The organism is Peiella sedimenti (assembly GCF_030504955.1).
Classification (GTDB): domain Bacteria; phylum Pseudomonadota; class Alphaproteobacteria; order Caulobacterales; family Caulobacteraceae; genus Brevundimonas; species Brevundimonas sedimenti.
In genome coordinates this window covers 23243-35748 of sequence record NZ_JAUKTR010000001.1, presented here as the reverse complement: position 1 = coordinate 35748, position 12506 = coordinate 23243, and the positions used below count along the sequence as shown (strand labels likewise).

Genomic DNA, 12506 nt, shown 5'->3' with positions numbered 1-12506 from the left:
GAAGAAGTCCGCCAGTCGAACCGCCCTGTTCACCGAACCGCCTCGTAAATCACTGATACTTAACGTTGTGCCGCCAAATCCGGCGGCAGGGCTTCTTTCGACAGGTTCGATGCCGCTGCGTCAAGACTGATCAACTCCTGCGCGTTAGAGCCCAGCCGGCGCAGGGCGATTTGACGCGTTTCAGCCTCCTGCCGGCCAACCACCGCGATAAGCGGAACCTTGGCCAGAGAATGCTCACGAACCTTGTAGCCGACCTTTTCGTTCCGCAGGTCGGTCTCCACTCTTAGCCCTGCCTCTTGAAGCTTTTGAGCCGCTTCGATGGCATATTCGTCAGCATCCGAGGTGATGGTGGCGACCACCACCTGAACGGGCGCCAGCCACAGCGGGAAGGCCCCGCCGTAGTTCTCGATCATGATGCCGATGAAGCGCTCGAAGCTGCCCAGGATCGCCCGGTGCAGCATGACGGGCCGGTGCTTCTGCCCGTCCTCGCCGATGTACTCTGCTCCCAGACGCTCGGGCAGGACGTAGTCCAGCTGGATCGTGCCGCAGGTCCATTCCCGGCCGATGGCGTCGCGCACCACGAAGTCGAGCTTGGGCGCGTAGAAAGCGCCGTCGCCCAGCGTGATGACCGGCTCCGAACCCGCCGCGCGGGCCGCCTCCAGCATCTGGGCTTCGGCGCGGTCCCAGAACTCGTCCGAGCCGGCCCGCACCTCGGGCCGCGTGCCCAGGCTGATATAGGCCGTCTCCATGCCGAGGTCGGCGTGGACCGAGCGCGCCAGCTGGATGAAGGCGGCCGTCTCCTCGACGATCTGGTCTTCGCGGCAGAAGATGTGGGCGTCGTCCTGGGTGAAGCCGCGCACCCGCATCAGGCCGTGCAGAGACCCCGACGGCTCGTACCGGTGACAGGCCCCGAACTCGGCCATGCGGATGGGCAGTTCGCGATAGCTGCGCTGGCCGTGATCGAAGATCTGCACGTGGCCCGGACAGTTCATGGGCTTCAGCGACAGGACCTCGCCCTCCTCCGTCTCGCAGACGAACATGTTGGGGCGGTACTTGTCCCAGTGGCCTGAAGCCTCCCAGAAGCCGCGCTCCAGCACCTGGGGCGTCTTCACCTCGGTGTAGCCCGCCTCGGCCAGGCGCCGGCGCATGTAGGCCTCGAGCGTCAGCCACAGCCGCCACCCCTTGGGGTGCCAGAAGACCATGCCGCGCCCCTCTTCCTGCATGTGGAAGAGGTTCATCTGACGGCCCAGCTTTCGGTGGTCGCGCTTCTCGGCCTCCTCGACCCGCTTCAGATAGGCGTCGAGGTCCTCCTGGGAGGCCCAAGCCGTGCCGTACATGCGCTGCAGCTGGGCGTTTCGGTGATCGCCCCGCCAGTAGGCCCCGGCCAGCTTCGTCAGCTTGAAGGCCTTGCCCACGTGGCGCGTCGAGGGGAAGTGCGGCCCCCGGCACAGGTCCAACCAGTCTCCCTGGCGATAGAGGGTGATCTCCTCGCCCTCGGGCAGGTCGCGTATGATCTCGGCCTTGTAGGCCTCGCCGATCTTCTCGAAGTGGGCGATGGCCTCGTCCCGGTCCCAAACCTCGCGCACGATGGGCGCGTCGCGCTCGACGATCTCGCGCATCTTGGCTTCGATCTTGGGGAAATCGTCGATGGAGAAAGGCTCATCCCGGGCGAAGTCGTAATAGAATCCGTCCTCTATCGATGGGCCGATGGTCACCTGGGTGCCGGGGAACAGCTCCTGCACCGCCTCGGCCAGCACGTGGGCCGTGTCGTGGCGGATGGTCTCCAGCGCCTCGGGGGCATCGCGGGTGAGGATGCGGATGCGTCCGTCCGCCTCGATGGGGCGCATCAGGTCGCGCAGTTCGCCGTCCAGCTCGATCAGGGCGGCTTTCTTGGCCAGGGACGGCGAGATGGCCCTGGCCACCTCCAGGCCCGTCGCGCCTTTTTCAAACTGGCGTTTGGCGCCGTCGGGGAATTCGAGTTCGATCATTTCTCAGCCTTAGCTCCGCCCCTTGGGGCGGCTGGCGGCACGGGATCATAGCCGTGACCGCCGAATGGGTGACACCTGCACAGCCTGCGCGTCGTCAGCCAGCCGCCGCGCCACGGACCGTGGGTGATCAGGGCCTCGGCCGCATAGTCCGAACAGGTCGGAAGAAAACGGCACTGCCGCCCGATCAGCGGCGACAGCGTCAGCTTGTAGGCCCGGTGGGCCACGCGCACGCTGCGTTCGTAGAGGTTCATGCCGGCGCTTCGCCTGGAGACAGGATCGCGCGGCTTATCGCCTCCGCGCCCCCGGCGATCAAGCCGCGCCGGCGAGGCTAGTTCGTGTGCTCTGGGCCTGGCGCACGGCGGCCACGGCGGCGTCGAAGGCCACCAGGGTCGAGGCGTGGCGGGCGGGATAGTCGCGCACGCACTCCAGCACGGCCAGACCGGCGAACCGGCCGGCCGGCGGCGGCGCGCCGTGCTTCAGCATGGCCATGAGCGCATCGCGCGCGTCGACCAGCTCTTTGACCGAGGCGCCGATGACCATCTCGCCCAGCACGGCGGCGGCGGCCTGGCCCAGAGCGCAGGCCTTGACCTCCTGCGCGAACCCGGCGATCCGATCCTGGTCGTCCAGCGTCACGTCCACCACGGCGCGGCTGCCGCACAGCTTGGCGGTCTGCTCGCCCGTGCCCTGGGGCGCAGGCAAACGCCCGGCGCGCGGCATATTGGCGGCCAGCCTCAGGATGCGATCGCTGTAGATCTCGTCGATCATGGGCCGAATATGCGCTCTTCGCCGCGGGTTCGCCAGCCGCTACGGCCCGACGTCCGCCGGATCATTGCGGCCGTCATCCACCGCCCGGGGCAGGTTCACCGCGATGCCCAGCGCTTCGGCCAGGCGCTGGTCGCGCTGATAGACATCCTCGCGGAAGGCCACCGCTCCCTGACCGGTCACGAACGCCGTCCAGTAGAGCAGGCGCACCGAGATGCTTCGGCCCGTATCGACGCGCGTGGTGTTCCGGGAGTCCAGCGCCGCGTCGAAACGCGCCAGCCGCTCCGGATCCGGCGACAGCAGAAGGCGCGCGAACTCCACCGCGTTCTCGACCCGCACACAGCCGTGGCTCCTGTGCCGGAAAGCGTGACGGAAGAGCGGCTTGGTCGGGGTGTCGTGCAGGAAGATGGCGTAGCTGTCGACCAGTTCGAACTTGACCAGGCCCAGGGCGCTGGACGGACTGGCGCGCTGGATGACGCGTCCGTCCACCACATACATGTTGTTGTTGCGCAGATAGCCCGGCCCGCGCGGCAGGATCTCGCTGCGCGCGATCGACATGGGCACATACCAGGGCGGATTGGCCACCACCGAGGCGAAGGGCTTCTCCAGGCTGGGCGTCTGGTTGCGCGCCGTCCCAACGATCACCCGGTTCGAGTGCACCGGCCGGGCGTCCTTCCAGTAGACCATGATGGCCGCGGCCGTATTCACCTCGATGCGTTCAGGCGCCACGTCGCGGGCCAGCCAGCGGCGGCGCTCCAGGTTCAGGGCGATCTGACGGGCGCGGTCCATGGCGCTGGCGGACAGGGCGGACTGGGTGCCCTCGCCGATGATGCCGTCCACCAACAGGCCGTGACGCAGCTGGAAGGCGCGGACGCCGCGCTCCAGGGTCGGCCCATAGAGGTCACCCTCGCCGCTCAGGGACAGCTCGTCCGCCGGGCTCAGGTCCCCCTCGGCCAGAAGGCGGGCCTTGATTGCGGGCAGGCGCGGGTCGGACTGGCCCGGCTCGATCTTGCCGCCCTGGCGGAAGGTCGGCCAGCCGCCGCGTTCAGCGATCTGGCGATAGCGGACATAACCCTCGGACAGGTTGCGATAGCCGATGTCGTCCGGCGCCAGGCTTTCAAGCCAGTCGCCGACGCGGTTCTGCGACGTGGCGGACAGCAGACCCGAGGCCAGGTCCGCCGAGTTCCTGCGCATCTCCCACAGGTCTTCGACCGTGGTGGGATCGACCGACCCCTCGGACAGCACCTTGGCGTAGTTGAGGGCCGCCACCGTCAGATCCACGTCCGAGGCGGACCCGTTCAGCAGCCGGTCGCCGCCATAGGCCTGGGGGTCCAGGCCGTGCCTGTAGGCCTGGCTCACCGCGGCGGCCAGGCTCTGGGCCAGCGGCCCGGTCCACAGGGGGCGTCCGCCCGTCGCCTCGTAAATCCGGGTCAGGTCGGCGCGCAGCGCCGCCGGCGCGCGCGAAATGGCCGCCGCCTGAGGAAGCGTCCCGTTGGACGGCGGCGTCGGATAGGTGGACTGGCGCTGGTTCTGTCCGCTGGGCTGGGCCTGCGCGCAGGCGGCCGAGACGGCGGTCGCCGCCGCCCCCAGCGTCAGAGCCATGTCGCGTCTGTTGATCCCCACGTGTCGATCCCCGTAGCGAAAGCGGACTTAACTCTATCAGCGTGATCCAAAACAGAAAGGGCGCTGACCCTTCGGCCAACGCCCTCCCATGCGGGTTTGTTGCAGCCTGTGGCCGGATTACTTCTTGAGGAAGCCGCCGTACTTCGCCGCGAAGCGCGACACGCGGCCGCCGCGGTCCAGCAGCTGCTGGTTGCCGCCGGTCCAGGCCGGATGCGTCTTCGGATCGATGTCCAGGTTCAGGGTCGCGCCTTCCTTGCCGTAGGTCGAACGGGTCTGGTAGGTCGTGCCGTCGGTCATCACCACGGTGATGAAGTGATAGTCGGGATGGGTGTCCTGTTTCATCGGCGTGGGCGTCCCGGCGGGTAAATCTGGAAGGGGCGGCCTCGCCGTGGCTGGCGAGAACGCGCAAATGGAAATCCCGCCCGGGTTCGGGCGGGAAGAGGCGGCTCCTTACAGGAGCGGCTGTCGGGATTCAAGGGGCGGCGACGCCGGGGGCCATTGGTCGTATGAGTGAACCGGGCGATCTGACGCGCGACCGCCCCGGCCAGGGCGCCGTCCTGGCCGCGCAACTGGAGGAACAGGCCGACCGGCGCGGCAAGCGGCGCGACATCCGCCCGCTGGCGCGCCTGGCGCCTTACGCCCTGCGCCGCTGGTCCGACGCGGCCCTGGCCGGCCTCTTCCTCATCGTCTCGTCCGCCGCATCTCTGGCCCTGACGGTCACGGCCCGGCTGACGATCGATCACGGCTTCATGGCGCGCGACGAATCCGGGATCGGCGTCTGGTTCCTGATCCTCGGCGCGAACGCGGTGGTGCTGGGGCTGGCCACGGCCCTGCGCTACTTCTTCGTCACCAAGACCGGCGAGCGCATCATCGCCGACCTGCGCGAAGCGGTTTTCGCCTCCATCCTCAGGCTGGACCGCGCGCACCTGTCCTCGCTGCGCACGGGCGAGGTTTTGTCGCGCCTGACCACCGACGTGCAGATCGTCGACAATCTTCTGACCACCTCTGTCTCCTTCGCCCTGCGCAACCTGCTGACGCTGATCGGGGCCGTCATCCTGCTCTTCATCGTCAGCCCCAAGCTGACCGCCCTGGTGCTTGCGGGCTTTCCCTTCGTGCTGGGGCCGCTGTTCCTTTACGCCCGGCGGGTGCGCCGCCTGACCGTTGAAAGCCAGGACCGCTTCGCCGAGGCCGTGGGCCTGGCGGGTGAAAGTCTCGATGCGCTCGAGACGGTCCAGGCCTTTGGCCGCGAGGGCAAGGCTTCGTCCCGTTTCAGCGACGCGGTCGAGGGCGCCTTCGGCGTCTCGCTGCGCCGGATGCGCGCGCGCGCCTTCATGACGGCTCTGATGATCTGCGTCGTCTTCGGCGGCGTCACCGCGGTGCTGTGGCTGGGCGCGCGCGACGTGGTCAGCGGGAACATGAGCGAGGGCGCCTTGCTCCAGTTCGTCCTCCTGGCCGTTTTCGCGGCGGGGGCCGTGGGGGCGCTGGGCGAGACCTGGGGCGATGTGCAGAAGGCCGCCGGCGCCATGGAGCGCATCGACGAGCTTTTGGCCATCCAGCCCCAGATCACCGCTCCGGCCGCGCCGCAGCCCCTGCCGCAGCCGGCTGTGGGCGAGGTGACCTTGGAGGATGTGGAGTTCAGTTATCCGGGCCGGCCCGACCTGCCGGCCCTGCGCGGCTTCTCCCTGCATGTCCGACCTGGCGAGACCGTAGCCCTGGTCGGCCCCTCCGGCTCAGGCAAATCGACGGTCTTCCGTCTGCTGCTGCGCTTCTACGATCCGGATCGGGGCGTCGTGCGGCTCGACGGCGTCGATCTTCGCCAGGCCGATCCGGCCGAGGTGCGCGGCCGCATGGCCTGGGTGGCCCAGGACGCGCCCCTGTTCACCGGCTCGGCGCTCGACAATATCCGTTTCGGCCGCGAACCCCTGTCGGAGGACGAGGCGCGCCGCGCCGCCGAGGCGGCCCAGGCCTGGAGTTTTCTTGAGCGCCTCCCGGGCGGGCTGAACGCCCCCCTGGGCGAGCGCGGCCGCAGCCTGTCGGGTGGTCAGCGTCAGCGCCTGGCCATCGCGCGCGCCCTGGTGCGCGAGGCGCCCCTGCTCTTGCTGGACGAAGCCACCAGCGCCCTCGACGCCGAGAATGAGCGGCTGGTTCAGCTGGCGCTGGAGCGGGCCATGGAAGGACGCACCACCCTGGTCATCGCCCATCGTCTGGCCACGGTGCTCAAGGCGGACCGCATCGTCGTTATGGATGAGGGCCGCGTCGTGGAGGAAGGCGATCACGCCGGTCTCGTCGCCCAGGGCGGCCTCTACGCGCGGCTCGCGGCCCTGCAGTTTCAGGGGGCATGAGGCGCCCCCTGCGTGACCCTACAGCAACGCCTAGTGATACTTGAGCAACATTTCGAGTGAACGGCGGATAATCCACAGAGCGACTGAATAGTTCCGCGCCTGCGACAACCCGCCCCGTGTTCTCTCGTGGTGAACACCCGCATATGACTGCCCACGTCATCTCGGCGGGGCGTCGCTGATTCCATGACGATTTAATCCGGTCGGTTCAGCTTTCCGGCCGCAAGGACTCTGAAGGAGGAGCCTCTTGCGTAAGAAACTCGCCGTGACCGCGGTGTTCGATGTGCGTCGCGCCGTGCTGGTCAGCCTGGGCGCCCTTCTCGTGGCCGTGCTGTCGCTGCTGTTTGTGCGTGAAGCCTCGGCCAAGGCGGACATCGATGTGCGAGCGGCCACCGCCGCCGTGGCGCGGACCATTTCCTTCGCCGCGCCCGTCGACGGCTACGACATCAACTCGCGCTTCGGCCTGCGCCGCCTGTCCTACGAGCGCCGAGCCCGCATGCATGAAGGCGTCGACTACGCCGCGCCCACCGGCTCGCCGGTTCTGGCCGTCGCAGAGGGCGAAGTGGTCGGCGTGGGCAACTCCAGCTCCTACGGCCGTTATGTGGAAGTGCGTCACGCCAACGGCCTGACCTCCTTCTACGCCCACCTGTCGCGCATCCATGTCGCGGAAGGCGACGCCGTCGCCGCCGGCGCCGAGCTGGGCAAGGTCGGCTCCACCGGTCGCGTGACCGGCCCGCACCTGCACTTCGAAATCCGCCGCAACGGCCAGCAGGTCGACCCCCAGCGCTTCCTGGGCCGGACCCTGGCTCTGCGTGACATCGTCCCCGAGGGCGAGAACGGCGAGCGTATCCTGGCTTCGCTTGAGGAAGGCCCGGCCGAGCCGGTGCCCTACGCCCAGCTGGCCCAGGTGGTCTATCGCTAAACGGCGACGAGCGTTTAAAATGCACGGCGGGCGTTTCAGGCGTCCGCCGTTTTTCGTTGGCGCATGACCCTCGTCCTGAACCGCCCCGTCTTTGACCGACCCACCCGCCGCGCGAGCCGCCGCGCCCGCATGGCGCGCGCCGCCCTGGTGCGGCTGGGCCACCTGATGACGCTGCTGACCGTCGGCGGCCTGGCCATGGCGTCGGCGCCCAACGACTGGTTGGCGCGCCAGTGGCGCGAGGCGCGCGGCCTGCCCGAGCCGGCGCCGCCCACCGTGGTCGAGCCCTGGCTGCTCCCCGTGCGCGGTTACGACGTCAACTCCCGCTTCGGCCATCGCCGCCTCGCCGACGAGGAGCGGGCCCGCCTTCACGCCGGCGTCGACATCGCCGCGCCCCTGGGCACGCCGGTCCTGGCCGCCTCGGGCGGGCGGGTCCTCAGGGCGGGGCTCTCGGGCGGCGGCTACGGCCGCTATGTCGTGGTCGAGCACGAGGACGGCATGGTCACGCTCTACGGCCATCTGTCCGAGATCGATCCGTCGGTCAGCCGGGGCGCTTCGGTCGTGCCGGGCCAGCGCCTGGGCGCGGTCGGCTCCACCGGCCATTCCACCGGACCGCACCTGCATTTCGAAATGCGCGCCGCCGGTCGTCCCATCAATCCGCAGGCCCATATCGGCGTGCGCGAAGTTCAGACCGGCTCGGGCGAAGGCGCTTGACGGCCAGCCTTGCCGCAGGCCTCATCCGGGTCGGACGGGCGGGGGCGCCCAGCCGGAGTGGTCAGGCCATGACCTCGAATATCTCACGCCGAACGCTCGTCGCCGGCATCGCCATCGCTGCGGCGGGCCCTGCGTTGGCACAGGACGCGCCTCGCACCGTGGCCGTGCGGCGCGTCTTTCCTTATCTCGACCGCTACCTCGGTTTGCCGGCGAACCAGCGCGACCGCTTCACCCTGGCCTACTACGTGACGCGAAACGACCAACCCGCACGGGGCCTGACCGGCTACATCCTGCTGAACGGCGCGCGGACGCCGATCACCGTGGGCCAGGACGGCCGCGCGCCCATGCCCAGCCTGGCCCAGTGGCGGGACGGCCAGATCGGTTTTGACGTGCCGCCGGGAACGAGCCTTGGCGTCAACATGGAAATGCAGCCGAACGTGCCGGCCAGCCAGGCCATCTCAGCGCCGGCCTTGGCCGCCGCGCTGGAGCAGGCGGCGGTCGCCATGCGTCGCGCGGCGGGGGTGCTGGGTTTCGCCGCGCCTCGGCTCGACGCGGTGATCCTGAGGGGCGCCGGGTCCGCCCGCGTCGAGGGCGGGGCGGGCGGAGCCCTGCCGCTACGGGGCGGGCATCCTTATTTCAAGCCCTCGGACTACCCAGGCGCCGCCCTGATCCGGGCGTCGCGCAGACCCGAGCGTCTGACCTTCGGGTCCGTGCGTTAGCCGGCGGCCCTGGCGAGGGCGGCGTTCAGCCGGGCCACGGCGTCGCCCGGATCAGCGGCGTCCCACACGGCTGACGATACGGCGATGAAATCGGCGCCCGCGCTGGCCAGCAGCTCCGCATTGTCCGCATTGATCCCGCCGATGGCGACGCAGGGCGTCTGCATCGTCTCCTGCCATATGGTCAGGATCTCAGGGTCCGGCCGGTGAACCGTGTCCTTGGTCGTGGTCGGGAAGAAGGCGCCGAAGGCCACATAGTCCGCGCCAGCCTCGGCGGCCTCCATGGCCAGGTGCCGGCTATCGTGACAGGTCACGCCGATCATGGCGTCCCGCCCCAGCTGTCGCCGGGCTTCGGCAAGGCTGGCGTCGCTCTGGCCCAGGTGGACCCCGTCGCAGCCCAGCTGCGCCGCCAGGTCCGGCCGGTCGTTCAGCAGAACGGCCACGCCCCCGGCCTGAATATGCGGAACCAAGGCGCGGCCCACCTCCAGGATGTGGGCGTCCGAGGCCGGCTTCAGCCTGATCTGCACGGCGGCCACGTCGCCGCCCGCCAGGGCGGCGTCCAGCCGTGGCAGAAAGGCGCTCGCATCCTCGATCGTCGGCGGCGTGATCAGATAGAGACGGCAGGGCATGGCGCGGCTCATGCGCTCAAGCCGCGCGGCCCGTCAACGTCAGGCGGCGATCATCCGCTCCACCTCGGAGACGATCTCGCGCAGGTGCACCGGCTTGGACAGCACCTTTGCCTGGGGCGCGGCCTGGGCCGCGGTCAGGGCGACGGCCGCGAAGCCCGTGATGAACATGATGCGCAGGCCCGGCTGCTTCAGGGCCGCCAGACGGGCCACCTCGATGCCGTCCGCGCCGGGCATGACGATGTCGGTGAGCAGCAGATCGTAGTGACCGTCTTCGAGCGCCGCCACCGCCTCGTCGCCGTTCTCGCAGACGACCACGGTATGGCCGGCGCGCTCCAGCGCCCGCGCCAGGAAACCACGAAGAGAGCCGTCGTCTTCGGCCAAAAGGATGTGCGCCATGGGCTCCGCTCGGGTGCAGTCAACGAGCGCACCCTATTGACCGCGCGTAAACCGCTCGTGAAAGAGCGGCCATGATCGCCGATCTGCCGCCGCCGGTCGAGGTGCGCCGCCCGGCGGGTCGGGCCGGGCCCTTCATCTTCGCCTCGCCCCACGCCGGCACGATCTATCCCGAGGCCCTGCGCGCGGTCAGCATGCTGGACGCCAGGGCCCTGCGCGGCTCTGAGGACGCGCTGGTGGACCGGCTGATCGCGGGGATGGAAGGCCTGGGCGCCACCCTGATCCTGAACCGGATCGCCCGCGCCTATGTGGATGTGAACCGGGGTCCGAGTGACCTGGATCCCGCGCTGGTAGGGCTTCCGGGCGCGGGTTCGCCTCGGGCCGAGGCGGGGTTCGGCGTGGTGCCCCGCCGCGTCGGCGAGGGTCAGGACATCTACGCCGAGCCGCTGAAGCCGGCCGAGGTGGAAGCCCGCATCGCCGCCGTACACCGACCCTATCACGACGCCCTGACCGCACTGGTCAGGGAAGCCCAGGCCGAGCACGGCTGGGCGGCGGTCATCGACTGGCACTCCATGCCGAGCCCCGGGGGTCAGAGAGCCCAACGCCTCATCGTCCTGGGTGACCGGCACGGCGCATCGTGCGCCAGCGCGCTGACCGGTTCCGCCAAGCGGCTGTTCCAGGCGCGGGGCTATCAGGTGGGGCTGAACGCCCCCTATGCCGGGGGGTGGACCACCCAGGCCTGGGGCCGACCCGGGGAAGGCGTGCACGCGCTTCAGATCGAGATCGATCGCAGCCTTTACCTGGATCCGGACACCCTGGAGCCAAACGCCGGGTTCGAGCGGCTGCGCTCGGACCTGCACCAGGTCGCCCGGGGTCTGCTGATGCTGGACCTCAGCACATAAAAAAGCCGCGCCGGAACCGGCGCGGCGAAAGTCGATAGGGAGGAAACGCCCAATGAGGGCCACGGCGCTAGGCCGTGGCTAAAGACTACGCTGCAGCGCAAAAACGTCAAGCCCTATTTGTGCGCCGCACCATCGATATGGACCGCGCTGCCGCGTATGCCCTGAGCCGCCGCAGAAAAGCCCTGACGCCAAATCAGCAGCGCCAGCACGGCCAGGGACGCCGCCAGCAGCGCCACACCGCCGAACATCCACGCCGCTGCTGCAAGCGCGAAGTAATAGCCGCGCACGCCGCGGCTGAAGGCGGTCAGGGCCGGGTTCAGCACCCGCTCGGCCGCTTCGGCGAAGGCGGCGCGGGCCGCCTCGGCCTGCTCCGCTTCAGGCGTCGCCCCTATCAGCGCCAGGGTGTAGTTCATCTGGCGGATCGACCAGGTGAAGTCGAGGAAACCCCTGACCAGGCAGACGATGACCAGGGCCAGCTTGGCCTCGACCAGGCTGCGCAGCGCTTCGGCCACCGGCGCGTCGCCCACCAGCTCCGTCACCGACCGCCCCCCGATCAGGAAGCCGCCCACAGCCGCGATCAGCAGGAGGTTGGCCGAGGCGAAGAAGGAGGCCGAGTTGATTGAATGTCCCATCAACTGGCTGTCCAGCAGACGGTTCTCGCGCACGGTCATGGCCGCCATCCAGGCGCGGCGCACCACCTGCATGTGGCCGTTGATGGAGCCGCCCTGGCGCGTAACGACGCTCAGCACCGGCTCATAGGCCAGCCAGCCGATGGCGAAGGCCACAAGGCCCGCCCAATCCATCGCCGTCATGCCGCTGAGGTCCATGGCCGCACTCTAGGCCTACGCCGAAGCTTTGGCGACGCTTGTGAACGGCCCGCTTGGGACCTAAAAGGCGCGCCCTCCCCACACGCCTGCCCGGATCTTGAAGCCATGAACATCGACGCCGTGCCCGTCGGCCCCAACCCCCCTTGGGACGTCAACGTCATCATCGAAATCCCGCAAGGGGGCCTGCCGGTGAAGTACGAGATGGACAAGGCGTCCGGCGCCCTGTTCGTGGACCGGTTCCTTCACACGGCCATGTACTATCCGGGCAACTACGGCTTCGTGCCCCACACCCTGGCTGATGACGGCGACCCCTGCGACGTGCTGGTCATCAACCCGACGCCCGTGGTGCCGGGCTGCATCATCCGCGCGCGCCCGATCGGCGCTTTGATGATGACGGACGAGGCCGGCGGCGACGAAAAGATCCTGGCCGTCCCGGTCGACAAGCTGAACCCGTTCTATTCGGACATCGCCAGCTACCGGCAGCTGCCCAGCATCCTGCTGGAGCAGATCGAGCACTTCTTCACCCGCTACAAGGATCTGGAGAAGGGCAAGTCGGTGAAGGTGCACCGCTGGGCCGACGCCGCGGAGGCCGCCGAACTGATCCGCACCGGCATGGAAGCCCACCGCGCCAAGGCCGCCGAGGCCTAAGGGCCCGAAGCGGCCCTTGCCGGGCCGCCCCCGCCCTCCCTAGATT

The 12506-nt window shown here is 69.2% G+C and carries 14 protein-coding genes; 6 read left to right on the top strand and 8 right to left on the bottom strand.

Annotated elements, in window-relative coordinates:
- Positions 1-59: 59 nt before the first annotated feature.
- The 5 genes from thrS to rpmE form a co-directional block, all read right to left on the bottom strand.
- On the bottom strand, positions 60-1988 hold the full coding sequence (thrS, locus tag Q0812_RS00195) for a threonine--tRNA ligase (RefSeq protein ID WP_302108281.1): 1929 nt from the start codon (positions 1986-1988) through the stop codon (positions 60-62).
- Complete coding sequence (gene yidD, locus Q0812_RS00190) at positions 1985-2239, bottom strand: membrane protein insertion efficiency factor YidD (RefSeq protein WP_302108280.1); 255 nt, start codon at positions 2237-2239, stop codon at positions 1985-1987. Before yidD ends, thrS begins: the two co-directional genes overlap by 4 nt.
- A gap of 58 nt (positions 2240-2297) precedes the next feature.
- Complete coding sequence (locus Q0812_RS00185; RefSeq protein WP_302108279.1) at positions 2298-2753, bottom strand: iron-sulfur cluster assembly scaffold protein; 456 nt, start codon at positions 2751-2753, stop codon at positions 2298-2300.
- 39 nt (positions 2754-2792) lie between these two features.
- Complete coding sequence (locus Q0812_RS00180; protein WP_302108278.1) at positions 2793-4352, bottom strand: L,D-transpeptidase family protein; 1560 nt, start codon at positions 4350-4352, stop codon at positions 2793-2795.
- Between the two features lie 138 nt (positions 4353-4490).
- Positions 4491-4715 (bottom strand): 50S ribosomal protein L31, encoded by a 225-nt coding sequence (gene rpmE / locus Q0812_RS00175; RefSeq protein WP_302108277.1) that lies wholly within the window; start codon positions 4713-4715, stop codon positions 4491-4493.
- A gap of 164 nt (positions 4716-4879) precedes the next feature.
- Here rpmE and Q0812_RS00170 point away from each other — a divergent pair, with 164 nt between their 5' ends.
- From Q0812_RS00170 to Q0812_RS00155, 4 genes are all read left to right on the top strand, one after another.
- Positions 4880-6715: an ABC transporter transmembrane domain-containing protein gene (locus tag Q0812_RS00170; RefSeq protein ID WP_302108276.1), complete on the top strand. Its 1836-nt coding sequence runs from the start codon at positions 4880-4882 to the stop codon at positions 6713-6715.
- 244 nt (positions 6716-6959) lie between these two features.
- Positions 6960-7634, top strand: a complete 675-nt coding sequence (locus Q0812_RS00165) for a M23 family metallopeptidase (protein WP_302108275.1) — start codon at positions 6960-6962, stop codon at positions 7632-7634.
- Between the two features lie 63 nt (positions 7635-7697).
- Positions 7698-8345: a M23 family metallopeptidase gene (locus Q0812_RS00160; RefSeq protein ID WP_302108274.1), complete on the top strand. Its 648-nt coding sequence runs from the start codon at positions 7698-7700 to the stop codon at positions 8343-8345.
- Positions 8346-8413: 68 nt separating this feature from the next.
- Positions 8414-9064, top strand: coding sequence for a hypothetical protein (locus tag Q0812_RS00155; protein ID WP_302108273.1), 651 nt, complete (start codon positions 8414-8416; stop codon positions 9062-9064).
- Here the strand turns inward: Q0812_RS00155 and thiE are convergent.
- A complete protein-coding gene (gene thiE / locus Q0812_RS00150) occupies positions 9061-9690 on the bottom strand; it encodes a thiamine phosphate synthase (RefSeq protein ID WP_302108272.1) in 630 nt (209 codons plus the stop codon). The two genes, Q0812_RS00155 and thiE, sit on opposite strands and share 4 nt — an antisense overlap.
- Before the next feature lie 39 nt (positions 9691-9729).
- Positions 9730-10086, bottom strand: coding sequence for a response regulator (locus Q0812_RS00145; RefSeq protein ID WP_302108271.1), 357 nt, complete (start codon positions 10084-10086; stop codon positions 9730-9732).
- 71 nt (positions 10087-10157) lie between these two features.
- Between Q0812_RS00145 and Q0812_RS00140 the strand changes: the two genes are divergently transcribed.
- A complete protein-coding gene (locus Q0812_RS00140) occupies positions 10158-10985 on the top strand; it encodes an N-formylglutamate amidohydrolase (RefSeq protein WP_302108270.1) in 828 nt (275 codons plus the stop codon).
- 113 nt (positions 10986-11098) lie between these two features.
- Here Q0812_RS00140 and Q0812_RS00135 read toward each other — a convergent pair whose 3' ends face one another.
- On the bottom strand, positions 11099-11812 hold the full coding sequence (locus Q0812_RS00135; protein WP_302108269.1) for a DUF599 domain-containing protein: 714 nt from the start codon (positions 11810-11812) through the stop codon (positions 11099-11101).
- Positions 11813-11917: 105 nt separating this feature from the next.
- Between Q0812_RS00135 and ppa the strand changes: the two genes are divergently transcribed.
- Entirely contained in the window at positions 11918-12460 is a 543-nt protein-coding gene (gene ppa / locus Q0812_RS00130) for an inorganic diphosphatase (RefSeq protein WP_302108268.1), read from the top strand.
- Positions 12461-12506: the final 46 nt, after the last annotated feature.

Coding starts and splice junctions, on each gene's coding strand:
- thrS (WP_302108281.1), bottom strand. CDS start 1,988: ATGATCGAACTCGAATTCCCCGACGGCGCCAAACGCCAGTTTGAAAAA.
- yidD (WP_302108280.1), bottom strand. CDS start 2,239: ATGAACCTCTACGAACGCAGCGTGCGCGTGGCCCACCGGGCCTACAAG.
- Q0812_RS00185 (WP_302108279.1), bottom strand. CDS start 2,753: ATGATCGACGAGATCTACAGCGATCGCATCCTGAGGCTGGCCGCCAAT.
- Q0812_RS00180 (WP_302108278.1), bottom strand. CDS start 4,352: ATGGCTCTGACGCTGGGGGCGGCGGCGACCGCCGTCTCGGCCGCCTGC.
- rpmE (WP_302108277.1), bottom strand. CDS start 4,715: ATGAAACAGGACACCCATCCCGACTATCACTTCATCACCGTGGTGATG.
- Q0812_RS00170 (WP_302108276.1), top strand. CDS start 4,880: ATGAGTGAACCGGGCGATCTGACGCGCGACCGCCCCGGCCAGGGCGCC.
- Q0812_RS00160 (WP_302108274.1), top strand. CDS start 7,698: ATGACCCTCGTCCTGAACCGCCCCGTCTTTGACCGACCCACCCGCCGC.
- Q0812_RS00155 (WP_302108273.1), top strand. CDS start 8,414: ATGACCTCGAATATCTCACGCCGAACGCTCGTCGCCGGCATCGCCATC.
- thiE (WP_302108272.1), bottom strand. CDS start 9,690: ATGCCCTGCCGTCTCTATCTGATCACGCCGCCGACGATCGAGGATGCG.
- Q0812_RS00145 (WP_302108271.1), bottom strand. CDS start 10,086: ATGGCGCACATCCTTTTGGCCGAAGACGACGGCTCTCTTCGTGGTTTC.
- Q0812_RS00140 (WP_302108270.1), top strand. CDS start 10,158: ATGATCGCCGATCTGCCGCCGCCGGTCGAGGTGCGCCGCCCGGCGGGT.
- Q0812_RS00135 (WP_302108269.1), bottom strand. CDS start 11,812: ATGGACCTCAGCGGCATGACGGCGATGGATTGGGCGGGCCTTGTGGCC.
- ppa (WP_302108268.1), top strand. CDS start 11,918: ATGAACATCGACGCCGTGCCCGTCGGCCCCAACCCCCCTTGGGACGTC.